The 23,065-nt window shown below is 37.4% G+C and carries 29 protein-coding genes; 5 read left to right on the plus strand and 24 right to left on the minus strand.

The window, feature by feature from the left end:
- Window positions 1-9: 9 nt before the first annotated feature.
- From LBYS11_RS18085 to LBYS11_RS18105, 5 genes are all read right to left on the minus strand, one after another.
- Window positions 10-159 (minus strand): YezD family protein, encoded by a 150-nt coding sequence (locus LBYS11_RS18085; protein ID WP_004228347.1) that lies wholly within the window; start codon window positions 157-159, stop codon window positions 10-12.
- On the minus strand, window positions 159-899 hold the full coding sequence (locus LBYS11_RS18090; RefSeq protein ID WP_103118717.1) for a sirohydrochlorin chelatase: 741 nt from the start codon (window positions 897-899) through the stop codon (window positions 159-161). The genes LBYS11_RS18085 and LBYS11_RS18090 overlap by 1 nt, the downstream gene beginning before the upstream one ends.
- A 12-nt stretch (window positions 900-911) precedes the next feature.
- Window positions 912-1,685 carry a uroporphyrinogen-III C-methyltransferase gene (gene cobA / locus LBYS11_RS18095; protein ID WP_103118718.1) on the minus strand — a complete coding sequence of 258 codons (774 nt, stop codon included), beginning with the start codon at window positions 1,683-1,685 and terminating at the stop codon, window positions 912-914.
- A 352-nt stretch (window positions 1,686-2,037) separates the two neighbouring features.
- Window positions 2,038-2,241: a hypothetical protein gene (locus tag LBYS11_RS18100; RefSeq protein WP_016991509.1), complete on the minus strand. Its 204-nt coding sequence runs from the start codon at window positions 2,239-2,241 to the stop codon at window positions 2,038-2,040.
- 135 nt (window positions 2,242-2,376) lie between these two features.
- Window positions 2,377-3,885 carry a leucyl aminopeptidase gene (locus LBYS11_RS18105; RefSeq protein WP_103118719.1) on the minus strand — a complete coding sequence of 503 codons (1,509 nt, stop codon included), beginning with the start codon at window positions 3,883-3,885 and terminating at the stop codon, window positions 2,377-2,379.
- Window positions 3,886-4,008: 123 nt separating this feature from the next.
- Here LBYS11_RS18105 and LBYS11_RS18110 point away from each other — a divergent pair, with 123 nt between their 5' ends.
- Window positions 4,009-4,491 (plus strand): divergent PAP2 family protein, encoded by a 483-nt coding sequence (locus LBYS11_RS18110; RefSeq protein ID WP_048394429.1) that lies wholly within the window; start codon window positions 4,009-4,011, stop codon window positions 4,489-4,491.
- 89 nt (window positions 4,492-4,580) lie between these two features.
- On the opposite strand, the gene LBYS11_RS18115 is transcribed toward LBYS11_RS18110, so the two are convergent.
- The 6 genes from LBYS11_RS18115 to LBYS11_RS18140 form a co-directional block, all read right to left on the minus strand.
- Window positions 4,581-4,910: a YuiB family protein gene (locus tag LBYS11_RS18115; protein WP_004228336.1), complete on the minus strand. Its 330-nt coding sequence runs from the start codon at window positions 4,908-4,910 to the stop codon at window positions 4,581-4,583.
- A 257-nt stretch (window positions 4,911-5,167) separates the two neighbouring features.
- Entirely contained in the window at window positions 5,168-6,949 is a 1,782-nt protein-coding gene (locus LBYS11_RS18120; RefSeq protein WP_103118720.1) for a carbon starvation CstA family protein, read from the minus strand.
- A 117-nt stretch (window positions 6,950-7,066) separates the two neighbouring features.
- Entirely contained in the window at window positions 7,067-7,810 is a 744-nt protein-coding gene (locus LBYS11_RS18125; protein ID WP_054549438.1) for a LytR/AlgR family response regulator transcription factor, read from the minus strand.
- Between the two features lie 6 nt (window positions 7,811-7,816).
- A complete protein-coding gene (locus tag LBYS11_RS18130) occupies window positions 7,817-9,568 on the minus strand; it encodes a sensor histidine kinase (RefSeq protein ID WP_054549439.1) in 1,752 nt (583 codons plus the stop codon).
- Between the two features lie 25 nt (window positions 9,569-9,593).
- On the minus strand, window positions 9,594-10,091 hold the full coding sequence (locus LBYS11_RS18135; RefSeq protein WP_036078588.1) for an NUDIX hydrolase: 498 nt from the start codon (window positions 10,089-10,091) through the stop codon (window positions 9,594-9,596).
- 320 nt (window positions 10,092-10,411) lie between these two features.
- A complete protein-coding gene (locus tag LBYS11_RS18140; protein WP_048394421.1) occupies window positions 10,412-10,786 on the minus strand; it encodes a HesB/IscA family protein in 375 nt (124 codons plus the stop codon).
- 186 nt (window positions 10,787-10,972) lie between these two features.
- On the opposite strand from LBYS11_RS18140, the gene LBYS11_RS18145 reads away from it, so the two are divergent.
- Entirely contained in the window at window positions 10,973-11,665 is a 693-nt protein-coding gene (locus LBYS11_RS18145; RefSeq protein ID WP_048394419.1) for a DUF2225 domain-containing protein, read from the plus strand.
- 50 nt (window positions 11,666-11,715) lie between these two features.
- Here the strand turns inward: LBYS11_RS18145 and LBYS11_RS18150 are convergent, their stop codons facing one another.
- On the minus strand, window positions 11,716-11,952 hold the full coding sequence (locus tag LBYS11_RS18150; protein ID WP_004228295.1) for a NifU family protein: 237 nt from the start codon (window positions 11,950-11,952) through the stop codon (window positions 11,716-11,718).
- Window positions 11,953-12,035: 83 nt separating this feature from the next.
- Between LBYS11_RS18150 and LBYS11_RS18155 the strand changes: the two genes are divergently transcribed.
- Entirely contained in the window at window positions 12,036-12,371 is a 336-nt protein-coding gene (locus tag LBYS11_RS18155; RefSeq protein WP_054549443.1) for a YuzD family protein, read from the plus strand.
- 54 nt (window positions 12,372-12,425) lie between these two features.
- Here LBYS11_RS18155 and LBYS11_RS18160 read toward each other — a convergent pair whose 3' ends face one another.
- Window positions 12,426-13,490, minus strand: coding sequence for an NAD(P)/FAD-dependent oxidoreductase (locus tag LBYS11_RS18160; protein ID WP_004228288.1), 1,065 nt, complete (start codon window positions 13,488-13,490; stop codon window positions 12,426-12,428).
- Between the two features lie 269 nt (window positions 13,491-13,759).
- Between LBYS11_RS18160 and LBYS11_RS18165 the strand changes: the two genes are divergently transcribed.
- The gene (locus tag LBYS11_RS18165; RefSeq protein ID WP_004228286.1) at window positions 13,760-13,996 is read left to right on the plus strand and encodes a YuzB family protein; all 237 of its coding nucleotides are present in this window, start codon (window positions 13,760-13,762) and stop codon (window positions 13,994-13,996) included.
- 79 nt (window positions 13,997-14,075) lie between these two features.
- On the opposite strand, the gene LBYS11_RS18170 is transcribed toward LBYS11_RS18165, so the two are convergent.
- Window positions 14,076-14,828 carry a TIGR01457 family HAD-type hydrolase gene (locus LBYS11_RS18170; protein ID WP_048394415.1) on the minus strand — a complete coding sequence of 251 codons (753 nt, stop codon included), beginning with the start codon at window positions 14,826-14,828 and terminating at the stop codon, window positions 14,076-14,078.
- Window positions 14,825-15,277, minus strand: coding sequence for a DUF86 domain-containing protein (locus tag LBYS11_RS18175; protein ID WP_048394413.1), 453 nt, complete (start codon window positions 15,275-15,277; stop codon window positions 14,825-14,827). Before LBYS11_RS18175 ends, LBYS11_RS18170 begins: the two co-directional genes overlap by 4 nt.
- Window positions 15,278-15,365: 88 nt before the next feature.
- Here LBYS11_RS18175 and LBYS11_RS18180 point away from each other — a divergent pair, with 88 nt between their 5' ends.
- Window positions 15,366-15,632 carry a DUF3055 domain-containing protein gene (locus tag LBYS11_RS18180; protein WP_009371988.1) on the plus strand — a complete coding sequence of 89 codons (267 nt, stop codon included), beginning with the start codon at window positions 15,366-15,368 and terminating at the stop codon, window positions 15,630-15,632.
- A gap of 83 nt (window positions 15,633-15,715) precedes the next feature.
- On the opposite strand, the gene LBYS11_RS18185 is transcribed toward LBYS11_RS18180, so the two are convergent.
- From LBYS11_RS18185 to LBYS11_RS18225, 9 genes are all read right to left on the minus strand, one after another.
- On the minus strand, window positions 15,716-15,910 hold the full coding sequence (locus tag LBYS11_RS18185) for a hypothetical protein (protein ID WP_196333040.1): 195 nt from the start codon (window positions 15,908-15,910) through the stop codon (window positions 15,716-15,718).
- Between the two features lie 51 nt (window positions 15,911-15,961).
- Window positions 15,962-16,489 (minus strand): D-glycero-alpha-D-manno-heptose-1,7-bisphosphate 7-phosphatase, encoded by a 528-nt coding sequence (locus LBYS11_RS18190; RefSeq protein WP_054549444.1) that lies wholly within the window; start codon window positions 16,487-16,489, stop codon window positions 15,962-15,964.
- A 116-nt stretch (window positions 16,490-16,605) separates the two neighbouring features.
- Window positions 16,606-16,953 (minus strand): YutD family protein, encoded by a 348-nt coding sequence (locus LBYS11_RS18195; protein ID WP_004228271.1) that lies wholly within the window; start codon window positions 16,951-16,953, stop codon window positions 16,606-16,608.
- A 33-nt stretch (window positions 16,954-16,986) separates the two neighbouring features.
- Window positions 16,987-17,904 (minus strand): lipoyl synthase, encoded by a 918-nt coding sequence (lipA, locus tag LBYS11_RS18200; RefSeq protein WP_004228269.1) that lies wholly within the window; start codon window positions 17,902-17,904, stop codon window positions 16,987-16,989.
- A gap of 107 nt (window positions 17,905-18,011) precedes the next feature.
- A complete protein-coding gene (yunB, locus tag LBYS11_RS18205) occupies window positions 18,012-18,809 on the minus strand; it encodes a sporulation protein YunB (protein WP_048394406.1) in 798 nt (265 codons plus the stop codon).
- 23 nt (window positions 18,810-18,832) lie between these two features.
- The gene (locus LBYS11_RS18210; protein ID WP_066038192.1) at window positions 18,833-19,942 is read right to left on the minus strand and encodes an HD-GYP domain-containing protein; all 1,110 of its coding nucleotides are present in this window, start codon (window positions 19,940-19,942) and stop codon (window positions 18,833-18,835) included.
- 33 nt (window positions 19,943-19,975) lie between these two features.
- The gene (locus LBYS11_RS18215; protein ID WP_048394403.1) at window positions 19,976-21,343 is read right to left on the minus strand and encodes a bifunctional metallophosphatase/5'-nucleotidase; all 1,368 of its coding nucleotides are present in this window, start codon (window positions 21,341-21,343) and stop codon (window positions 19,976-19,978) included.
- A gap of 20 nt (window positions 21,344-21,363) precedes the next feature.
- A complete protein-coding gene (locus LBYS11_RS18220; protein WP_054549446.1) occupies window positions 21,364-22,188 on the minus strand; it encodes a sulfite exporter TauE/SafE family protein in 825 nt (274 codons plus the stop codon).
- Complete coding sequence (locus LBYS11_RS18225; protein ID WP_066038194.1) at window positions 22,188-23,045, minus strand: DUF72 domain-containing protein; 858 nt, start codon at window positions 23,043-23,045, stop codon at window positions 22,188-22,190. Before LBYS11_RS18225 ends, LBYS11_RS18220 begins: the two co-directional genes overlap by 1 nt.
- Between the last annotated feature and the right edge of the window lie 20 nt (window positions 23,046-23,065).

Raw genomic sequence — 23,065 nt, forward strand, 5'->3', positions numbered from 1 at the left:
TTTTTTAATTTATCGAAGCCTTATTTTTTCCTTTTTCTCAATCTGAACCACATAGGAATTTTGAACAATCAATGTAATTGATCCGTGGTTCACAGTATTTAACATTTGGCGGACATTATCTAATGCTAGATTTACATTTTCAGTTCTTTTATCTACCATTACGAAACACCTTCCTCTTTAAAATGTAGTAATTCATCAATACGTTCCACTAATACTTTTTTCACATTGTCGTCATAGCCTAAGCTTTCACATAACATAATGTTTTGACTGTCAAAGCCTTGTAATCGCTTGGCAATACTTTGTCTTAAAATGCCTGTAAATAATAAATAAGGGACAATAAAAATTTGCTGTTGCTTCCCTTTAACTTGCAGTAACCAGTCTTCAAAGGTTGGTCCCATTCCGTATAAGAAGCATATATCAACGGCTTTATAGTGATATTTAGTACGTAGCCTTTTGGCAATTTTGGCTAAATCCCTCTTGACGGCTGGATCACTACTCCCACGTCCTATGAGTAAAACACTTGCATTGCTGTTAGGTTGCTGTTTTTCTATTATCCTAGCTTGTAATGTGTCAATTAATCGTTCATGAATGCCAAGAGGCTCACCATATGTAAACTTTACATATGGGTATAGTTTTTGAGCTTTTGCCATTTCTTTCGGAATATCATGCTTTGCGTGTTGAGCAGCTAGTAGGAGAATAGGCATTACGGCAATCGCTGTTGCCCCTTTCCGAATACAGCTAGCAATGCCTTCTGCAATGGTTGGTGTTGCCAGCTCTAGAAAGCATATTTCCTGAATAGCTACTGTCACTTCTTGTTGTACGCCTTGAAGAAAGTTTACGGCCTGCTCTACACCTTCCTTGACACGACTGCCATGTGCAATATATAAAATAGCCTGCATAATCCCACAACCTTATCCCGTTATTTGGATTGGCTGTGCGGGGTTTTGCTCAAACCAATGAATGGTTTCTCTTAAGGTCACAACCTTCCCTACTAATATGATGCTAGGGTTATGAATATTTTCTGTACGCACAATTTCCTCAATTGTAGCTAAAGTCCCCGTAACAGTTCTTTGCTTAGTAGAAACTGTTCCCCAGTGAATAACAGCCACAGGTGTTTTTTCATCACGGCCATATTTGAGTAATTGTTGACGTATATACGGAAGATTACCAACACCCATATAAATGGCAATCGTATCAATTCCTTTTGCAAGACTTTCCCAACGGATAGCATCTTCTTTTCCATCCTGCATATGCCCAGTAACCATAGCAAAACTTGAACCTAAGTTACGATGTGTGACAGGAATACCTGCATATGCTGGAGCTGCTATACCTGACGTAATACCAGGAACAACTTCAAAGGGAATTTGATGTTTCGCTAACACATCTGCCTCCTCTGCCCCTCTACCAAAAACAAATGGGTCTCCTCCTTTTAATCTTGTGACAACATATCCTTGTTGGGCATAATCAACAAGCGTTTGGTTGATTTGCTCCTGAATCATGGCATGTTGCTGAGGCAATTTCCCGCAAAAGATTAATTTAGCGTCTTTCTTGGCATAGGCTAATAGCTCTTTATTAATGAGTCTGTCATATAAAATGACATCTGCACATTCAATGCAACGTAATCCTTTAATCGTAAGGAGGTCAACATCTCCAGGACCTGCACCAACAATATAAACTTTCCCCATTTCATCTCACTCCTTCTGTCAATTACGCCTCGTTGTCATGGCATTTCAGATTGATTAAACTTACTAATAAGGGTCCTCGATTTTCTAAACCTGACACTTTGCTTTCGGTACAAAAACTTTTACTAAATTAAGATAAAGAAAAAAGGCTAATATTATCCTTAGACACAAAAATGCCTATGAATAATAAAAGCCTCTAGTTTGCTAGTCAGCCACATATTTAATTCTTAGTAATATAATAAGAATAATAAATAATTTAGTATATTCTGTCAACACTAATTTTGATACTTCGTTAGGCACAATAAAAACCAGTTGTCGATATCAAGATCGACAACTGGCTGATCTAATTATGTGCTTACCATGGTCTACGATATCGCGGACCTGGTCGAAAATATGGACCTGGTGGATATGGTCGATAGTTTGGATAATATGGATTGTAAGGATATTGATTAAATTGAGAGCCAAGGAAACTGCCTAAAAAACCACCAAAAAACGGTGCGCCAAATGGCCAAATAAAGCCTCCAAATCCTCCGCCTGGATAACCTCCGAAATTGCGCATATGCTACCTCCCCTTTTTACTCTATCGTATGAAGGAAGATACATCTATCATATGTAGAATGCCTATTCTATCGGGATTAGTGCATAAATCACAAAAAATCAGCGAGAATAAACTCCCGCTGATTGACACGCTTTATTATTTTTCTTCCCCTAAACGTTGGACAAAATTCGCGAGTGTACGGACCATAACACCAGTACCACCCTTAGGTCCTAAATCATGTACAGCTACTGCATCAGATGTGCCTGCTATATCCAGGTGAATCCATGGTGTATCACCAACAAATTCGCCCACAAAACCGCCGCCGAAAATCATATGACCATCACGACCAGGTGAATTATTTAAATCAGCTACATCTGATTTTCGAATTCGTTTTTTATCATTTTCTGTTAAAGGCATACGCCAAACAAATTCATCGGTCTCTTTTGCAGCTTCCATAAATGCTTCAAAAAATGCATCATCATTTGCAAGAGCACCTGTTTTATCCATACCTAGTGCAGTAATAACGCCTCCAGTTAAAGTAGCAACATCGATCAGTGATGTAGCCCCTTGCTGTTTAGCATATGTAGTTGCATCTGCCAGAACTAAACGCCCTTCTGCATCCGTATTTAATACTTCTACCGTTTTTCCGCTGTACGTCGTAATCACATCATCTGGTTTAAACGCTGTATCAGACACCATATTATCTGTAGAACCGATAACGGCTACAACATTTTTATTTGGACGTAATTCACCGATAATTTTCATCGCACCAAGTACAGCAGCGGCACCGCCCATATCACCTTTCATACCAACCATAGAGTCCTTTGGTTTTAAAGAATAGCCGCCTGTATCATACGTTACACCCTTACCAACAAGGCCAATTGGATCTTCAAAATCTTCAGTCGCTTTATATTTTAAGGTAATTAATCGTGGTTCTTCATAAGAGCCTTGGTTAACACATAATATACCACCCATACCTAGTTCCTCTAATTGTGCTTTATCTAATATCTCTACTTCAAAATCGTATTCCACAGCAAGAGATTGTGCATAGTTAGCTAAATCCGTAGCTGTTAGTAGGTTTGGAGGTAAATTAATTAAGCTACGAGCTTCATTGACAGCATCTGCATAAATCACACCTACCTCAAAGCTTGCCACCACTTCATCTAAATCCTCTGCTGTAGTCACAAGGTGAACAGCATCAATACGTTTATCTACTTCGTTTGAAGTTGTTTTATAATGTGGGACAGCATAATAGCCAAGGCCAATTCCTTCACCTGCTAAAAATGCTACATCTGCTGTTGAAATTGACTCTGTTGTAAATGATTCAAGCCAGATGGAATACTCTTTTACTTTTAAAGATCTTAATTCTTTTCCCACTAAACCAAATGCTGTGCGAATATCACCTTCTGTGAGGTTTTTACGCTCATCTAAACCTACAAATACAATACGTTTCAGGTTAGCATGGTCTTTCACAAATGGTAATTTCGTTAGTTTCTTTAATTCAGTTGAGACGTCTCCTGCACTAATCCATGTATCAAGGGCTTCACCGTAAAAAGATGAAAAGCTTGCCCAGTCCTGCATTTGTTCACGATGTTTTGAGACTCCTACCACTAATAGTTCAGTAGAAATCGTTTCAAATGTTTTTGCTTCTTTTACAATATGCATGTAAATTCCTCCATTCCATATACTATTATAACGAAGTTTCTGAAAAGCGCGTAATATTTGCCTATATCTTCTTTTAGAAAATAATGAATGTTATAATAAAAGCAATTATTTGCGAAGGTTGTGATGAAATTGAGTTTACTCCACAATACCCCATTACTAATTGCCCTCTTTGCGGTTCTCTTTGCACAGTTTGTTAAAATCCCCATTCATTTTTTAATGACCAGACAAGTAAAATGGGGACTTTTTACCTCAACAGGTGGAATGCCTAGTTCTCACTCTGCTTCTGTCACTGGATTGGCAACCTCAATTGCCTATGAGACGGGTTTGGAATCCCCCATTTTTGCGGTAGCTGCAATGTTTTCCATTATCGTGATGTATGATGCTAGTGGTGTTCGTTACCAAGCAGGTCAGCATGCAGCCATTTTAAATCAACTGCGTAAGGATTTCCAAACATTGCTTCATGATTTAAAAAAATGGCCACAGATGGACGGACAAGAAAAAATGGAGGAATTAAAAACATTATTAGGCCATAAACGAAGTGAAGTATTTTTTGGGGCTCTAACGGGTATTTTTATCGCCATCATAGCCTACGAGTTTTTCATCTAACAGACATCAACACATCCTCTAGAGGAGGCTGTGTTTTTTTGTATAAAAAAAGTATTCTTTCTTCAATTGAAGAAAGAATACTAAGCACGTTAGAACATTCGATAGCCACTTTTACGTAAATAAATCATCACGATACCAGCCACAATAGAACCCGCAAAGCCACCTGATAAAATAGCAATATCCACAAACTGAAGTGCCTGTAATTTATCAATTAATGCTGGGAATGCTGAGCCTGGCTTAAAAATATAATCTAAGAAGCTTACTTCATCTACAATAAAGATGACAACAATTGGATACACAATTGCCATTAACCATGTCATCCGTAACAGCATATTTAACAAGAATCCGATACCAAAGAACATGACGAAAAATAACAAAATAGAAATGATTAACTGCACTAATGAAACTGGACCATCCATGTATGTATAACCTCCGTTTTCCTCTCATTAGTTTACATGATTACGACACCGCTTTCAATGAACATATCCTTGTTTTCGCTTGTTCGTCATATTTAGGAAAATCATCAATCGATCATCTATGGTTGATCTTTGAATTTAGGGGTAGATGCTTCTTCCGCGGGTATTTGCTTCTCCTTCGTCGTAGATGCTTTTTTCACCAAAAAACTATTGAAGACAAATGCTTATCTTCAATAGTTTCTATGATTTTATGAAGTTGATTAAGCTACTAAAAACTTTGGTGATTTCCAAAGCTGTGCCCATTTTTTAAATGCTGTCAGCACAATTAAGAAGCCAAGCATTAACATGATAACAGATAAAATCCCATTTAACATATTAAAGCCTGCAGCGGCTGGATTCCAGTATACATTTTTAATCATCCAATAGCCTGCAACGTTGACCGTAATGTATAAATAAGCCAATGGGATAAAGCATGTCAATGCATAGATGCGTTTATCTGCGACCTTCAATACCATCGTCACGCCACATACTAGACCAATGGCTGCCATTAGCTGATTGGATACACCAAATAATACCCAGATTGAGCTTATATCCCCTGAATACAATAAATAGCCCCACATAAAGCAGGCAAGTGCACTAGCAAAAATTGTACCTGGTACCCAATTGGTACGCTTCAGTGGTTTATAAACATTGCCACCAAAATCTTGTATTAAATAACGAGCTACCCTTGTTCCAGCATCAATGGCTGTAAGAATGAAAACCGCTTCAAACATAATGACAAATTGATAGAAGTACGAAGATAACTCTGCGAACCAAGGAATACCTGTAAAGATATCTGTCATACCAACTGCTAGCGTTACAGCACCTCCTGTTCGTCCTTCCAAGTCCATGCCGATACTTTGAGACAATGCTTGTAGATGAACCGGCTCCATTCCTAATGTAGCAAATACAGCTGGTGCTGAGTTAATCGCAAAATAGTCGGCTGGATGAAGAGCAGTAGCTGCGATTAAAGCCATCACACCTACTAGTGACTCTACTAACATAGCACCAAAGCCTACAATACGGATGTCCTCCCAACGATCAATCATCTTAGGCGTTGTTCCTGAGCCTACAAAAGCATGGAAGCCAGAAATGGCACCACAGGCAATTGTAATAGAAACAAACGGCCACACAGGACCGGCAATTACTGGTCCACCACCATGAATAAACTCTGTCAATGGTGGGAATTGAATAGCAGGATTAACAAAGAACACGCCAATAATTAGTGCAATAAATACCCCAATCTTCATGAAACTACTTAAATAATCACGAGGTGCTAATAAAAGCCACACAGGTAATGCAGCGGCAAAAAAGGCATAGATTGGTAAGATGATAGCTAATGTATCCCGATCAAATGTTAAAAAATCACCGAATGCTGTGCCTTGAATAAGCGGTCCGATAAATACCCCAATCATTAATAAAATAAAGCCTACAGTAGATGTAACAATTAAATTGCCTGTTTTACGATAGGCAATACCCACAAGCATGGCGATTGGTATCGTAATACCTACAGCAAACGTTCCCCATGGATTGCGCTCTAAAGCACCTAACACCACCATCGAGAGACCTGCCATTGTAATCGTAATAATGAATAGCATCGCAAGGCCTGTACAGAAACCTGCGATAGGGCCTAACTCCTCCTTCATCACTTCCGATAGGGATTTACCACCATGACGCATGGAAGCAAATAAAACAACAGCATCATGAACTGCCCCACCAATTACTGCTCCGATTAATAGCCATATAAGTCCAGGCAAATACCCAAATTGTGCAGCTAGGATTGGTCCAACTAAAGGTCCTGCTGCTGCAATCGCTGCAAAATGATGCCCAAAGGTTACCCACTTATTCGTCGGAACATAGTCTTTACCATCTTCCAAAGCGTGGGCTGGGGTGGGCGTATCATCTTTTATTTTAAGTACCTTCTTTGTAAAGAAAATGCCATACAAACGATAGCTGATCATCAAAATACAAATAGACCCTATCACTATTGTAATCGCATTCATGCAAACACCCCTTTTACTTTTTCCACATCATAGCAAAGGAATGTCCATATTATTCGTAAAATAACTGAAATGTCAGAAATTAAAGTTGAAAGGTAGTAGTTGTCCGTTGAAATGCAACTACTTCGAAAGGTCAAAAATTTTCCGTACATCCTTCATATATAGCCTACTTACTGGAATGGAATGTCTGTTATGCACAATTAAATTAAATTTAGAACTACTCCAAGGCTCTAATTCCACAATATGCTCTAAATTGACAATATACGCGCGATGGACACGTACAAAGCCTTTTAAGGTAAGTCTTTTTTCTAACGCGGCCAATGATTCAGAAGCAAAAAAACGCCCCTGCTCTGTCACAACAACCGTTTTACTATCCTCAGAGGTACAATACAAAATATCCTGTATTTTCAATAATAAAATTCGATCGTTTACATAAACTGTTAACTTATCGAGCTTGTCCAACTGAGATGCCTTTAACTCCTCCATTGTTTTTGCTTGCGCAGCTCTTTTTTTAGCTAACAGTTTTTCCACAGCTGTTTGTACCCTTTCTGCCTCAAAGGGTTTCAATATATAATCAAATGCATTGACTTCAAATGCCTGCAAAGCATAGTCATCGTAGGCTGTAGCAAAAATAATTTCAGGTCTCTGTGCATTCAGTAATAATTGTTTGGCTAAGTCAAGTCCATTGTTCATGCCTAATTCAATATCTAGAAATATACAATCGACTTCTTCAAGCTGTGACGCTTTGCACAACTCCTCAAGATTTTCAGATTCACCACAAACATTCACTAATGCTGTTTGCTCTAATAAATATCGCAGTTCCGCGCGTGCTAAGGGTTCATCATCCACAATATATACATTCAAATTTTTCTACTCCCATCTAGTCGCCTTTAACGGCAGTTGAATCATAATTTTTGTGCCCACATCTAACGTACTTGTTATATGAAAATCCGCTTCAGAACCATAAATTTCATGGATCCTCTGATAAATATTCCAAAGAGCGGTTCCTGTCCCCTGTTCAGATTGCATTATGCGCTTGCCAAGTTGTTTTACCTGCTCCTTCCTCATACCACAGCCGTTATCTTCCGTTAACAGGACCAGCTTATCATTCACACGTTGTACTTTGACATAGATTTTGCCTTCATTACGATTTTTAAAGGCATGATAAATAGCATTCTCGACAAGAGGCTGTAAGGTAAATGGAGGAATTTGCACATCAAAGAGTGTTTCATCCATGATAAATTCAACTTCGTAACGATTTGGAAACCGTGTTTGCTCAATAGATAAATAAGCTTCAACATGATCTATTTCATTTTTCAGTGGAATTAGCATTTGCCGTGCGCCCTGCAGATTGCTTCTAAAAAATGTACTAAGCTTGATTAATAATGCTCTTGCCTCATCTGCATCTGTCCGAATCAAGCTTGAAATAGTATTCAGACTATTAAAGAAGAAATGTGGATGAACTTGTGCTTGTAATGCCTTGATTTCAGCATCCTTTAATAATTTTCGCTGTTGCTCAATTTCAGCATATTCAAGCTGAGAGGAAAATAGTCTACTCAAACCCTCTGCTAGCTCCTTCTTCACCCCTGTCAAAGAATCCGCTTTAGTGAAATAAAGCTTTAAGCTTCCCACTGTTCGATGCTGTACCTTCAAGGGCAAGACAATAGCAGCACTTAATGGGCAGCTAGCGTGTGGACATTGAATTTCCTTTTGAGATGTAGCCATTAAAATTTTGCCTTCCTCTAATACTCGTTTTGTCAAAGCTGTCATGATTTCTCGATGAATTAAATGATGATCCTCACCAACGCCAACATGTGCTAACACCCCATTTTTATCGGTAATAGCGACCGCATCTACTTTTATTTCTCTTTTAATAATTTCTGCAACCGTTTGGCATGATTCTTCATTCAAGCCCTTACGAAAATGCTCAATTGTTTGTTGGGCAATTGAAAAAGCTTGATGGGTTTGTAATGCCTTTGTTCGCTCCTCTTCATCAATAAACGTTTTAATAATCATGAAAAATAAAAATATCCCAAAGGCATTCATTAAAATCATCGGCATTGCAATTAATGAAACTAACTGCAAGGCCTGCTCAAATGGCTTCGCGACTACTAAAATCACCAGCATTTGAATCGTTTCTGCACAGATGCCGATAATGACTGCTTTCTTATAGGAAAAAGTTTGACGTATTTTAAAGCGTTTACTTAAACCACCTGTAATAAAGCCAGCTAGAATTGTTGAAACACCGCAGGCTATTGCTGTAAAACCACCAAGTGTAATTCGGTGAATACCTGCAATAATTCCTACACATACACCAACAAGTGGTCCACCAAAAATTCCTGCAATAGCGACACCAATTAATCTCGTATTAGCAATGGCCTCCTCCGCATTGATCGTACTATGTATCATCTGATTTAAAGGATGGATTGTCCCACTTTCAATTTTAATCCCTGTATAACTGCTGATAATACATAGGCTACTAAAGATAATAATGAGCCATATTTTCTCTTTCGTTCCTTGCTCCTGAAACAGCTTTTCTCGAAAGAGTCGCCATCTTGACATTAAAAAGGCAAACACAATGATCAGCCCAACTCGCTCTAACATAAATAAAAACAGCTCCATCAAAGGTCACCTCCTAAAAGTCATATTATTTTTTAAAGAATAAACGATAAGAGGTATAACCAAAAATATCACCCGGATTAATCCCTTCTATCGCCTCTAATTGATGTCTTTCAAATTGATTGGAAGCCATTTCCTTTAACATCACAGAGGTTGTTTCATCTTGTGCTAGTTCCTGTGGATACAACCATTTTGCTTCTAAAATTTCTTTTTCTTGAATGGAAACCTGCTGCTGCTCATCTAGCATTCGACAATAAAAAATCGCCATATTATCACTGATATCATCACGGATGACACCTGTTCTAAATCCAATTAAGCCTGAGACTCTACAATCGATGCCTGTTTCTTCTTTGATTTCACGAATAACCGCCTCATCTACCGTTTCTCCTGCATTAACAAAACCTGCTGGCAATGACCAACGCCCCTTCAAGCCACTATAAGCCTTCTTTACAACCAACCATTGCCCAAGCTCATTCACCGTAACACCTGATACACCCAACCATATTTTCCCTCGATCTTTTCTCATAACCTTCACCTCTATCTACCTATTATACCTGCTCACTTTCTATGGAATGAAGCATTTATTCTGAATTTTACAGTTAATCCACAGTGAAAATGCTTCTTTCATTCAACCTCAATGAAAGAAGCTATTATACATTGCCTTGAATTTCACTAAATAAGGTCATAAAAATTTGTTGGAAGTGTCAGATGATTTTTAACATAGTTACTTACAAACAGGTAAATAAAAAGAAAAAAAAAGCTCCTTTCATTCATCATGTTTTGCAACATCATCAATCAAAGAAGCCTATTATTGTTAGCCCATTATTCGAATGGATTTATTTACTTTTACTCACAAACCTCAGGCGTACCTTCACGCTTTGCTGTTCTGAAAGACGTACCACAGCCACATGATGCAATGGCATTTGGATTATCGATTGTGAAGCCACCGCCCATTAGCGATTGTTTATAGTCAATTTTTGTTCCCATCAAAATCGGCGCATCTTCACGGGAAACAAGAATTGTTAAACCATGCTGAACATCTTCAAAATCATCATCTTTTTTCTCTTTATCAAAATGCATGCCATAGGATAGCCCGCTACAGCCGCCACCATTCACCACTACACGTAAAAAAGAACCTTGTTCTTCATTATGCTCCATCATTTCATTAATATGAAAGCCAGCAGCCTGTGTCACTTCTATAATTTGCTTTGTACTTGTCATCCCAATCACCTTCCTTCTTACGTATTATCATAACAATTTTGACCATTGTATGACAAACATTCAGCTTCAAGTCGATTATAAGTTATAATTCTCATATTTTTCACATTAATAGTATTTTTTATTCATGTTAATAAAAACATCATTGGTATAATAGTTACAACGAATTCTTGGCAGGGGGTAATATATATGGAGATTTCACCATATTATGAGAAAAAAATTCAATGTTTAAATTGCAAAAAAGAATTTCCAACATTAAAAGTGCGTTCAAAATTTATTAAAGTAGATCATACGGAAACAGATTTTCAACCTATTTATGCAGATGAAGTGAATGCTCTCTATTATAATGTTTTTGTATGTGAGCATTGTGGCTTTTCCTTTACAGAAGACTTTACAAAATATTTTGCACCGGGTATCCAAGATGATATACGTACACAAATTACAGAAAAATGGGTGCATCATGATTTCAAGGGTGAACGTACCGTATTTCAAGCCATTCAAGCCTATAAGTTAGCGTTTCTTTGTGGCACGATTAAAAAAGAAAAAAATGTAGCGATTGCTGGACTAACTTTACGTCTTGCATGGCTTTATCGTTCCTTAAACAATAGTGGACAAGAAGAGCGCTTTATGAAATTAGCACGTGATTATTATATGGAATCTTATTCTACCGAGGACTACAGCTCTACACAAATGTCAGCTGTCCGAATTATGTATATGATTGCTGAATTATCTAGACGTATTGGAGATATTGAAAATGCGACACGCTTCTTTTCTAGAGTCATTGAAAAACAAAGTGTCGGTGGTGAGGCAAAAATTATAGATATGGCGAAAGAACAGTGGGCCATTATTCGTGAAGAAAAAGAACATGCGCGTCATAAATAGGTAAATAAAAAAGTTCTAGCTTGCAAACAGCTAGAACTTTTTAAAAAGGCTTAGAATACTTGCTCTACTTCCACGATACCTGGTACTTCTTCTAATAATGCTCGTTCAATACCAGCTTTTAATGTAATCGTAGAACTTGGGCAACTGCCACAAGCACCTAATAAACGTAATTTCACAACGCCATCCTCAACATCTACTAATTCACAGTCTCCACCGTCACGTAGTAAGAATGGACGTAATTTATCTAATACCTCTTGAACTTGGTCGTTAATTGTTGCTTCTGCCATTTATCTCGACTCCTTTCCTTATAATGATTATAATGTTAGCAACAGAAAAAATCCAATATTGAATCACAAGGAGAGAAAATACTATGCCATCAACAAAACCTATGATTGAAATTTATGGAACAGCTGTCATCTGTGCTAGTTGTGTCAATGCCCCATCTTCCAAGGATACATATGAGTGGCTACAAGCAGCCATCAATCGCAAATATCCAGATCAAGCATATGATATTCGCTATATCGATATTGAAGGTCCAATTGAGAATGAACGCGACCAAGAGTATGCGTCACGTATTCAAGACGATGAATTTTTCTACCCCCTTGTCCTCATTAACAATGAGGTAGTTGGAGAGGGCTATGTCCAATTAAAGCCTGTATTTACGGCCCTTGAAAATTTAGGGTTTGTCCCAGACGAAACGGTTTAATAAAAATAAAGGGATTGTTTCAAAATGATTTTTGAAACAATCCCTTTCAGCTAATTAATCATTTTGACGTTTGTAATACCATAATAATCCTGATTTCATTAAGCGAGCGATACGCCCAGTTACTGTTGTATCAGCTAAGTATACAAAGCCTTGTTTTTTACCAAGAGCTCCCATAAAGCCTTTTAATTTAATATCTGGCATCTTCTCTGGTAAATGTTCACCTTTCCAACGCATACGAAGTACTTTCACAATTTGCTCCGCTTGTTCCTCTGCTAATTGTGCTGTTGGGGCTAAATCTGATGAAGCACAATCTCCTACAACATAGACATGTTCATCATCGAGTAAATTAAAATACTGTGTGACAAGTGGACGGTCATGTTTATCTTTCTCAACATCCATATCACGCACAATTTTGACTGGCTGAACCCCCGCAGTCCAAACCACTGCATCGAGTAAAATTTCATCATCATGATTAAAAATTTTACCTGGCTCTACTCTTGTAATATTTGAATTGGCAACCACATCAACATTATGCTTAACAAACCAATCCTTTACATACTTACTGAGTTTTTCTGGAAAATCTTTCAATATACGTTGACCACGGTCAAATAGCTTGATTTTTAAATCTGAGCGACTTTCACGTAGCTCACTTGCAAGCTCAATTCCACTTAGGCCAGCCCCTATAATTCCAACTGTAGACCCAGCTGGTAACCCACAAAGTGCTTGGAATGTTGCACGTGATTTACCCATTGTTTGAATGCTGTACGTATACTCTTCCGCACCTGGTACACCATGATATTTATCTTCACAGCCAAGCCCAATGACTAAATCATCATATTCTATACGTTGTCCGTCTTCAAGAATGACTACTTTTTCCGCACGATTAATTTCAACGACTTCTCCATATACGGCTGTTAAACGTTCATGCTCTGGGAAGCTTACACGAATTTCTTTATCTGTTGCTGTCCCTGCCGCCAATGCATAAAACTCTGTTTTTAAACTATGGAAAGGGGCTCTATCTACTATAACTACCTCTCTGTCTAATGGTAGGCTGTTTAATAGACGAAGCATGACACGCATATTGCCGTAGCCGCCACCTAAAAGTACTAATTTTCCCATAATAGTCTCCTTTTATATCTCTTTTAATAATTGTTCACAAAGTATCCACAAACGAGTATAACCGATTGTGAGAAGTTTCACAATATCAGAATGAAATTTTGTGAAAGATTTCACAAAATAAACGAGAACCTGTTCATTTCTATTGATTTTTAAGCCATTAATAACAAATTCCCTTTATCTTTTATTAAAAAACGTTTCTTTTCTCTTAAACATAAATAATTGACGAAAATCGTAAAACCGAGTAGCATTACTTTGGTGAGGTGACATGGATGAATCCAATGGTTGAATTTTGTATAAGTAATTTAGCAAATGGCTCTCAAGCAACTTATGAAGTACTCGAACGCGATCCAAACATCGACGTTTTGGAATATGGCTGCCTCAGTTATTGTACAAAGTGCTCAGAATCCTTCTATGCAATAGTAAACGGTGAATTAGTAGAAGCTGATTCTCCTGATGAATTAACGAAAGCCATTTATCAATTTATTGAAGAAAATCCTTTATGGTAGTTTTCTAAAATGCCTATATGAATAAATTTGAACAAATAAAAAGGATGTTATGCTGAAAATTAGCATAAACATCCTTTTATTACTTTAGTACGTCCACTACATATGTAGGTTGGCATTCTTTTTCGAGGACAGTCTTTGTAGGCGTCACCCCAGTATTCACATGAATGGTGTCACAGCCAAATCGAATGCCACACATAATGTCCGTATCATAATTATCACCGATCATTACCATGTCTTCTTTCGCAATTCCATGTTCGGTCGCAATTACTTCCAGCATGGCTGGCGATGGCTTACCAATATAGATTGGTTCAACATCTGCAACTTCTCCTACCAAGCGTGCAAAAGAACCATTGCCTGGTAAGAACCCATATTCTGTTGGGAATTTAATATCTTGATTCGTGGCAATAAAGGTCGCTCCTTGCTGAACAAAAACCGTTGCCCTAGCAAGTGCCATATAATCAAGCGTACGATCAATCCCCATAACAAATACATCGGGCTCATCCTCAACAGGCACAATATTTTCATTGAGTAGTGCCTGACGAATACCATCTGTACCCATCATCGCTACTTTTTTGCTTGGAAAATGTAGGGCCACATACTTTGCTGTGACCAATGCACTTGAATAAATATGCTCTAATGGCGCGTTCACGCCAATAGACAGTAAAGCTTCTTGCAGTTGTTCTCGCGTCTTCGAAGAATTATTCGTTACATAGAATGGCTCAATTCCTGCTTGCTGTAAACGATGAATAAAAGCTACCGCAGAAGGAATACCTTCCTTCCCACGGTAGACAGTACCATCTAAATCAAAGCAATAGGCCTTATATTGTTTCATTGATGATCCTCTGGCAAAAATGCTGAAACAGGTCCTAATTCATTTGTTAAATAATTATGAACTGCTGGCGAGAACTGCTTTAAAGCCATTAGATTGGCTGTTAATACATGGATAACCTCTTGGATATCTACCTCTATAAACTCACGCACTAGCATTTTACGTAAGCCAACAACTGCTTTGTATGGTGCTTCCAAATCAGCAGCTACAACTTTTTCATCGACTAAAATATCAATAATATCCTCGTAGCTTCCTGGATCGCGCATAATGAAACCGTCAATCATTAAATTTCCTACATCCATCATTGACTCCATAATGTTGTGTCCAATTCGCTCGATAGCTAATTTCTTTATATCATTCTGAAGCCAGTTATCCTCTGTCTCCAAAATAGTTAATAGCCCATCTAAGTACTGTAAATTTTTTGTGATTTTATTACGATCTACAAAATACACAAGGAAAGCCCCCATTCAAATCTTTAAAAGTTGATAGTCTTTTCTCTTCTATAGTACCATAACTATAGGATTGGAAGGAGATTAAAAGATGGAACGTTTTTTTTTATATGATGATGTAGAAGATACGAAAACAAGATTTGTTAGTTTTGCTGGACAAAAGCTACGTTATGATTTAGCTATATTACAATCTGGCCGCTTCTTTGGAAAAGTGCTTGTCATGGATATCCAGTTCGGTCGCTTTGCTATTATTGGTCCTGATGATGTAGAAGAGCCTGGTTACTTAGAACATGTGTACAATCGCACAGAGGAAGAAACAATCGAATTACGGGAATACTTGCGTGAATTATTGAACTAACACCCATTTTATTGGGTGTTTTTTTATATAACATAAAAAAATTTCGCTAACCCTGAGCGATTGCGAAATCTTTTTACGTATTGTTATTTATTTAAAGTGGATGGATTATCTTTATTATGGGGCTTGTCTTTATTTTCATTATCATTTTGCTTTTTCGCTTGCTGATTTTGACCAATCACAGCTAAATCGTCTACACTAATATCAAAACCATACCCATATTCCTCTCGATCTAATGGCTTTTTATTGCGTTTTTCTTTTCCCAACATCATCACCTCCATTCATAAATTATCCCTTTTTTAATGATTTATACGCCCTTTTTCTCAATACATTTAAGCTGTGACATCCTTAATAATCCACTGGGCAGCGCTTATTAAATCTGGAAAGACAGCATCTGCTAATGGATCTTGTTCTCCTAGGAAAACACCCTTTGTTCCTGCCCGTTTTCCTGCAATAATATCCGTATCTGTATCACCAACCATATAGGATTTTGATAAATCAATGTTATATTTCTTTCCTAAATCCACAATTAATTTGCTATTGGGCTTGCGGCAGGCACAACCTGACTTAGGTTTGTGCGGACAATAAACGACTTCATGGATCACTGCCCCTTTTTTCTTTAACTCCTTCACCATATGTTCATGTATTTTCTGTAAGCCACTTTCCTTCATAAAGCCTAAACCGACCCCACCTTGATTTGTCACGACAAACACATAATCAAAATGCTTATTTAGCTTTCTGATTGCCTCAGGCACTTGCGGTAAAAAATACAAATCCTTAGGCTTATTCACAAACTTCACACGATTGGTCAGTACTTCATTGATAACACCATCACGATCTAAAAATACGGCTCTTTTCATTTGCAACACACCTTCGATAAGCTGTTTTGTGCTTTAGTTTTCCCCAATTACACAAAAGCTAACAATCATGAAAAAAAAAACCTGATGCCTATCACATCAGGTTTTTGTATAAGAGTTTATTCTGCTAAAGGTTCATGGTCTGTTGGCTTTGTTACTTCACTCATATCCACTACTTCTGGCTGTTTCATAACTTTCCCCAATTTACGTAATACGAAATAAGCACAGCCAAAATTACAGTATTCGTATAGATAATCTTGAAGCGTACTTATTTTTGTATCAAAAGTGGATTTTTGATTTTTATCATCAAAAAACCCCTTTAAACGTAACTGGTTATAGCCCCAATCACCTACAATATAATCGTATCTGGCTAAGATATCTGAGTATCTTTCCTGAAAAACTTCCTCCTGAAAGGCCTCGCGATAATCTTCTATTAATTCATATTCTAATCCTTCAACTATGATCAAAGTGACACCACCCTTTTCGTTCAGCCTTGACGTTTACACTTCCGCTTGTAATTGACGTTCTTTCGTTGCAGCATTTACTTGTTCGTCTGCATGATAACTACTACGTACAAGTGGGCCAGCCTCACAATGCTTAAAGCCTTTCTCCATGGCAATCTTACGCAGTTTACCAAATTCTATTGGTGAATAGTATTTTTTAACTGGTAAATGCTTTTTCGTTGGCTGTAAATATTGACCGATCGTCATAATATCTACATTATTTGCACGTAAATCGTCCATGACTTCTAAAATTTCTTCATGTGTTTCGCCTAATCCAATCATTAGTGATGATTTCGTTGGAATTTCAGGCTGCATCTCTTTAGCTAAACGCAGGAACTCTAAAGAGCGTTCGTATTTTGCACGAGCGCGCACTCTAGGTGTTAAACGGCGTACTGTTTCAATATTATGATTTAAAATATCTGGTTTTGCATCCATTAACATTTGAAGGTTCTCCTTCATCCCGCCTAAATCTGATGGCAATACCTCAACAGATGTGAAAGGACTTTTACGACGAATTGCACGTACTGTTTCTGCTAAAACTTGCGCTCCGCCATCCTTTAAATCGTCACGTGCGACCATTGTAATAACAACGTGCTTTAAATTCATAATGGCTACTGAATCTGCAACGCGCTCTGGTTCTGCCAAATCTAGTTCATTTGGTAAACCTGTTTTCACTGCACAGAAACGACAAGCACGTGTACAAACGGAACCAAGAATCATCATGGTAGCAGTACGTCTCTCTCCCCAGCATTCATGGATGTTTGGACAACGAGCTTCTTCACATACTGTATGCAGATTTTTCTCACGCATCAGCTTTTTAAGCCCTTTATATTCATCATTCGTGTTTAGTTTTATTTTTAGCCAATCTGGTTTTCTTACATGTTCTTCTTTACTTGTAGGTTTACAAGATGTCATACGAATATCGCCCCTATCAAAAATATACATTTTTTAATATTAACTATCTTCACTGTTGTCAATGTAACATATTAAAGGCACTCCAACAACTATCACAACAAACATTTCTATTTATAAGGGACAGGTATTTCTATGGACGGTTGTGGCGCGTCACTACTATTGGTATAAATGTTTGGAACAGGTCCCCTTGTTAGGCCCATCGCTACAGGTATATCCTGTGCAACGGTAGAAGATTTACTAGCGAAAGGAACAATAATCTGAACATTTACCTCTAAATGAATACCTACCTCCACATAAGCACTATTGATTCCAAATTCTTGAATAGAGGATGTCACATTACTATGAACATTCCCAATCACATGGAAGCGAATCGGGATCTTTGGCCCCAAATTTCCAAGCAAGGGAATATTGGCTGCTTGACCAAGCGGTACAAAAAAGACAATGCCATCACCATCTTGGATCCTGTTAATATCATATTCAACATTATCTAATTCAGGTAAATGGGATAGCTCTCCCTGTTCAGCTTGCTCTAAATACATTTTAACAAGCTCTAATGTCTCTGCTCGAACACGATTAATAATTTCTGTATTAAACTTAGTCGTCATCATTTCAGACGTACCTGGAGGAATATCTTCAATGATATCATTTACATCTAATACATTAGAGGTACGTGAATTAATGGCTTTACTCACAACATATGAGGCAATCTTCGTAGTTTGCACTTCCGCATATTGCAAATAGGTTGGCATGAGCCGTTCATTTAAATAATAAATAAATAATATAAGGCAAACAACCATACTAACAATTAAAATCGTTAATTTATTAAGACGCATTCCCCTTCTACCATATGAGCGTAATTTCATTCTTTTTCGAGGGAAAAACAAAAAAATCTCCTCCTGTTCCATAACGTATGAACAGGAGGAGTAATTTATTCTACTTTTGCGGGAACCACATAATCCGTCTCAACATTTTCAATTGTTACATCAGGATAATCCACTAAATTAATTTCATATGTAGCTGCGAGCAATTGATCTTGTTCTTCAAAAATACGAATCCATGGTAATGCCGCATCCAACGTGTTTTGTCTAGATACAATCCCACGGCGTCCATCTGATAATTTTAAAATAACACCATTTGGATAATGAACAACAGCTCTTTTTAAAGCTTTTACAATTCGAGCATCATAAAGAGTGCCCGAGCCAGCTTCAACAATAGCTAGTCCTTGTGAAGGGAGCATCTTCTCCCGGTATACACGATTCGTTGTCACCGCATCAAAAACATCTGCAACACCAATTATCTTGGCAAATGGATGAATTTCAAAGTCAACAAGTCCTCTTGGATAGCCACTTCCATCAATACGTTCATGGTGTTGGAAAGCACAGTGCGCCACAAGCAGAGAGATTGAATGTAAATTCCGTAATAAATCAAAACCGTAACGAGCATGCATCTTCATCATTTCAAACTCATCATTCGTTAAACGTCCTGGCTTTGTTAAAATATCTTTCGGTACCATTAGTTTACCGACATCGTGTAATAATGCACCTATCCCGATCAAACGTAAATCCTCAGCAGAGTAGCCAAGTTCTTTGGCAATGGCAATAGAATACAATGTCACTTGGAAAGAGTGTTGATATAAATATTCATCAAATAAATAAGCATCTGTTAAAATGGTTAGAATTTCATTATTTCCAGTAACTGCAGAAAGTAATTCATCTACGATCGAAACAATTGTCTTTGATTGCTGATCTAATATATAAGAAGCATTTACTGGATTCAAACCATCAATGGACTGGAACGAATCCTTTATAGTTTTGATGACTTTATTTCGCATAGCAGGTGGAACGGTCTCTTCTACTTCTATTCCCTCAGAAATCTCATCGTCAATATATAAATAATGTGTATTTAACTGTTGAAGTCTTTGAATAATACGGTCATTAATGACAACATCTTTCTTTAAAAGCGGATGACCTGCCTCATTCCAAATGGTTCTTCCTAATACCATTCCTTCTTTTAATACATCGATTGAAATTAATCGCATGACTTCTTCCCCATTCCATTCTTTAAACTCTCTCTATTGTTTAAAGAATCTTTGACCATAATCTATCATAATGTTTCGTAAAAATTCAGGTAAAATATATTGTTTTTTTGCATATTTAAAACTTGGATAAAAATAACCAAATGTAAACAGATCCAATGTGACCAGTTTATAAATGTGATTTTGATCTGCTAGCTTACCATTAATTAATAATTGCCGATTTTCATTCATGGAAAATCCATATGTCAATATTTTTCCAAAAATGACGCCTCTAAACCCTAGTCCTTTTAGTTCGATATAGGGCCATTCTTCATTTTTGGATTGCATATAAATTTCTTTCATTTCAGCGACGGATAATTCAATTGTACATAAATTAATTGGATGTGGAAAAATTCGGTGCAAATCTAAGGCAGTCACTATTCCCTTAGGAAGACCATCTAAAAATATCCCTGCATTGAATAATGCACAGTCTGCTCCGCTTTTTTCCAAAATTGCATGTGCAAATAAATCAGATAGCTGTGAATAATGGAACCATTCCTTGTTGTAGGCTTTCTTTGTTGTAAAAACTGGAGTATCCAATATTCTGTTTCCTTCATCCTCCAAAAACTGTACCACTTTCTGTTCATTTTTAACAATTGGCAAATCCTTATTATGAATTAAAGTATCCTTTTTTTCAACAATTTTCCTCAATTTTTTATCATATTCTATGATAAGATGTCCAGTATATTGGCCAAACTTACCTCCACCTGTCAGTAAAACCCCATTAATCACTTTGCCCTCTGGTAGGACATGATGAGTATGAGAGCCGAATATAACATCAATTTCTGGACACTCATCCGCTAAGAGCTCATCCTCTGTAATGCCTAAATGGGATAAGCATACAACAATGTCTACTTCTTCACGTAGTTGATGCGCTAAACGTAGCAGTGTACTTCTAGCGTCGTCCATATGCCAATTTAATTCTTCATAATATACTTCAAACATGGCCGTGGCTGCAATGACGCCAATCTTCGTACCCATTGCTGTTGTTAAGATTACATAAGGCTTCATCCATGCTGGCTTCTTCCCGTGGGAGGCATATACATTTGCAACTACAACATCAAAATTAGCATTGTCATATAAGTGGAAGAGCTCTTCATGGGATAATGTAATGCCTTCATTGTTGCCGATTGTCACTACATCGTAACCCGCCTCATTTAGCAATCGCACATTACCTTTCCCAACTGTTGCTTCTGTATAAATGTTGGAACGATCTAAATGATCTCCAACATCAAACAAATAGCTTGTTTCCCCGATATTCCCTAATTTATTGCGCATTTCTTTCACATAGCTTTGCATTCGTGGCCAATACTTAAAATGACTATGCAAATCATTTGTGTGAAAAATATGGATCTTTTCAAGCATTAAAGCCACCTCACTTCAAATTAAGCTAATATGCCTTCTATAATAGATCGAATTCCTAGTAATAATAGAATAATCCTTAAAGCTAGTACAAGTGTATCGGATTTAATCCTCTTATTTAACGCAGCACCCAGCTTTGCTCCAACATAAGCCCCAGGAATAACTGGAATAGTATAAAGCCAGGGTACATGACCGAAATAAACATGGCTTGCAGAATTAACAATGGACGTTAAAAATACCATAAACATCGATGTTGCCACCGCGACATGTGGGGGGAATAAGAATAAAATAATCATTGCTGGCACGATCATGGAGCCGCCACCTATTCCAAATAAACCAGAAGCAAAGCCAATACCAAATGTTAATGTAATAGCAAACCAAATGGGATAGCCATATACATAGGTTTTTCCCTCAGAGTCAGTAAACTCTTGCTGCATACCATTTTTTACAAACCATTTTACAGGCTTCAGTTTGTCTCTCACAAGCAAAATAATCGATAAAATAATAAGTAAAATACCGAAATATAAATTAAAGGATGGTAAATCTAATCCTTTATTGACCCATGCGCCAAGGATTGTTCCTGGAATACTTCCAATAAAGAATATAAAACCACTTTTATAATCCACCGTCTTAGATTTCATATAGCTTAGCGTGGAGGCAAGTCCCGTGAAAATCATCATCACCACTGATAAACCGACTACTTTTTGTGGTGTAATATCTGGGATCATTCCTAAATTTAAGCCGATGTATAATGTTGCTGGTACTAATACTACACCACCACCTAGCCCAACTAATGAGCCAATTAGACCAGCAAGCAAGGCAATGATGACTAATAAAATAAACTCCATTATAGTTCCCCTTCAAACATGTTTAATTGTTTAGGTGCCAACCCGACATCGTTAATATTCAACATACCTTGTAGCTCCTTTGCGTTTTTCGCTGCATGATTACCAGAATTATTATTAAATAAAACGAAGAGTTCATTGACCTCTGGTTCAAGCTTTTTCATGCTATCCCCAAGCTGCTGTAATTCTTCTTTATTATAATCATATAAGAAGCGAACTTTACGCCAATTTTCTGCATTTCCTGTGTTCCGCCATCCATGTATATTGCGACCATGGAGACGAATCAACGCTTTATTTGCAGTCACTACAGGGTAGAAAGGAACAGATCCTACACCAGCCTGTGGTTCATCACAAATCGTATGGATAAATTGATGTTCTCGTAAGAAATCTATCGTCTGCTTGACAACATTTTCTGCATACCATGTTTGATTTCGAAATTCAATCGCTACTTCAAAATCCTTTAGCTGCTGTCGGATATACAATAAATATTGCACATTTTTTCCTTGGCAATCAAACCATGGTGGAAATTGTGCTAATACCATGCCTAGCTTTCCATAACGTTTAAATTCATTGGCACATTCAATAAATGCATTGAACATATCATTTTTTGATTCAAAGGGAATCTCTCCACGTAAATGACCCGTCATTCCTTGGTAAGCTTTCACAACAAAACGGAAGTTTTCAGGTGTATCCTCACACCATTTCCGAACATGCTCTTTGGCTGGTATGGCATAAAAAGAAGTATCTACTTCAACCGTTAAAAAATGACCTGTGTAATCAAATAATTTATCCTTTGAAGTAGTCACTCCACTATAAAGTGAAGGGTGATCGCCCCAACCAGTTAATCCTACTACAATCATGTGACATCCTCCTCTATGTA

The organism is Lysinibacillus sp. YS11, from assembly GCF_002896375.1.
GTDB lineage: Bacteria > Bacillota > Bacilli > Bacillales_A > Planococcaceae > Lysinibacillus > Lysinibacillus capsici.

Excerpts from the sequence above, each read along its gene's own strand:
- LBYS11_RS18085 (WP_004228347.1), bottom strand. The coding sequence starts at position 159 with ATGGTAGATAAAAGAACTGAAAATGTAAATCTAGCATTAGATAATGTC.
- LBYS11_RS18090 (WP_103118717.1), bottom strand. The coding sequence starts at position 899 with ATGCAGGCTATTTTATATATTGCACATGGCAGTCGTGTCAAGGAAGGT.
- cobA (WP_103118718.1), bottom strand. The coding sequence starts at position 1,685 with ATGGGGAAAGTTTATATTGTTGGTGCAGGTCCTGGAGATGTTGACCTC.
- LBYS11_RS18100 (WP_016991509.1), bottom strand. The coding sequence starts at position 2,241 with ATGCGCAATTTCGGAGGTTATCCAGGCGGAGGATTTGGAGGCTTTATT.
- LBYS11_RS18105 (WP_103118719.1), bottom strand. The coding sequence starts at position 3,885 with ATGCATATTGTAAAAGAAGCAAAAACATTTGAAACGATTTCTACTGAA.
- LBYS11_RS18110 (WP_048394429.1), top strand. The coding sequence starts at position 4,009 with ATGAAATTGAGTTTACTCCACAATACCCCATTACTAATTGCCCTCTTT.
- LBYS11_RS18115 (WP_004228336.1), bottom strand. The coding sequence starts at position 4,910 with ATGGATGGTCCAGTTTCATTAGTGCAGTTAATCATTTCTATTTTGTTA.
- LBYS11_RS18120 (WP_103118720.1), bottom strand. The coding sequence starts at position 6,949 with ATGAATGCGATTACAATAGTGATAGGGTCTATTTGTATTTTGATGATC.
- LBYS11_RS18130 (WP_054549439.1), bottom strand. The coding sequence starts at position 9,568 with ATGGAGCTGTTTTTATTTATGTTAGAGCGAGTTGGGCTGATCATTGTG.
- LBYS11_RS18135 (WP_036078588.1), bottom strand. The coding sequence starts at position 10,091 with ATGAGAAAAGATCGAGGGAAAATATGGTTGGGTGTATCAGGTGTTACG.
- LBYS11_RS18140 (WP_048394421.1), bottom strand. The coding sequence starts at position 10,786 with ATGACAAGTACAAAGCAAATTATAGAAGTGACACAGGCTGCTGGCTTT.
- LBYS11_RS18145 (WP_048394419.1), top strand. The coding sequence starts at position 10,973 with ATGGAGATTTCACCATATTATGAGAAAAAAATTCAATGTTTAAATTGC.
- LBYS11_RS18150 (WP_004228295.1), bottom strand. The coding sequence starts at position 11,952 with ATGGCAGAAGCAACAATTAACGACCAAGTTCAAGAGGTATTAGATAAA.
- LBYS11_RS18155 (WP_054549443.1), top strand. The coding sequence starts at position 12,036 with ATGCCATCAACAAAACCTATGATTGAAATTTATGGAACAGCTGTCATC.
- LBYS11_RS18160 (WP_004228288.1), bottom strand. The coding sequence starts at position 13,490 with ATGGGAAAATTAGTACTTTTAGGTGGCGGCTACGGCAATATGCGTGTC.
- LBYS11_RS18165 (WP_004228286.1), top strand. The coding sequence starts at position 13,760 with ATGAATCCAATGGTTGAATTTTGTATAAGTAATTTAGCAAATGGCTCT.
- LBYS11_RS18170 (WP_048394415.1), bottom strand. The coding sequence starts at position 14,828 with ATGAAACAATATAAGGCCTATTGCTTTGATTTAGATGGTACTGTCTAC.
- LBYS11_RS18180 (WP_009371988.1), top strand. The coding sequence starts at position 15,366 with ATGGAACGTTTTTTTTTATATGATGATGTAGAAGATACGAAAACAAGA.
- LBYS11_RS18185 (WP_196333040.1), bottom strand. The coding sequence starts at position 15,910 with ATGGAGGTGATGATGTTGGGAAAAGAAAAACGCAATAAAAAGCCATTA.
- LBYS11_RS18190 (WP_054549444.1), bottom strand. The coding sequence starts at position 16,489 with ATGAAAAGAGCCGTATTTTTAGATCGTGATGGTGTTATCAATGAAGTA.
- lipA (WP_004228269.1), bottom strand. The coding sequence starts at position 17,904 with ATGACATCTTGTAAACCTACAAGTAAAGAAGAACATGTAAGAAAACCA.
- yunB (WP_048394406.1), bottom strand. The coding sequence starts at position 18,809 with ATGGAACAGGAGGAGATTTTTTTGTTTTTCCCTCGAAAAAGAATGAAA.
- LBYS11_RS18210 (WP_066038192.1), bottom strand. The coding sequence starts at position 19,942 with ATGCGATTAATTTCAATCGATGTATTAAAAGAAGGAATGGTATTAGGA.
- LBYS11_RS18215 (WP_048394403.1), bottom strand. The coding sequence starts at position 21,343 with ATGCTTGAAAAGATCCATATTTTTCACACAAATGATTTGCATAGTCAT.
- LBYS11_RS18220 (WP_054549446.1), bottom strand. The coding sequence starts at position 22,188 with ATGGAGTTTATTTTATTAGTCATCATTGCCTTGCTTGCTGGTCTAATT.
- LBYS11_RS18225 (WP_066038194.1), bottom strand. The coding sequence starts at position 23,045 with ATGATTGTAGTAGGATTAACTGGTTGGGGCGATCACCCTTCACTTTAT.